Genomic DNA, 240 nt, shown 5'->3' with positions numbered 1-240 from the left:
CTACGCCAAAATTGTCAAAAAATGTGGCAACCGCCACCATTGGGAAGACTGGGCAGACGACATTGCCAAAATTGCTCGTACCCATATCGACAGCATCAACGCCATTCTGGAAAACCCTGCCAACGAAACAGAGCGCACAGCCTTCGAGGCCTTTGCTGCCGAACTGCGCGACGACCTCAACAACGCCGTCAGCGACGAAGAAATCGTCGAAATGCTGGCTCAACACATGATTACCAAACC

1 protein-coding gene is annotated in these 240 nt (G+C 52.1%); it reads left to right on the top strand.

All coding sequences use genetic code 11. The features are described from left to right. Positions 1-240: hypothetical protein (locus ACTHSX_RS10840; protein WP_440379688.1), on the top strand; the 240-nt coding region annotated here is incomplete at both ends.

Origin of the sequence: Neisseria sp. P0014.S002 (genome assembly GCF_051958295.1) — a bacterium.
Classification (GTDB): Bacteria; Pseudomonadota; Gammaproteobacteria; order Burkholderiales; family Neisseriaceae; genus Neisseria; species Neisseria flavescens_B.
Note: the sequence above shows the minus strand (reverse complement) of the source record. Positions and strands in the feature narration are given on the sequence as shown.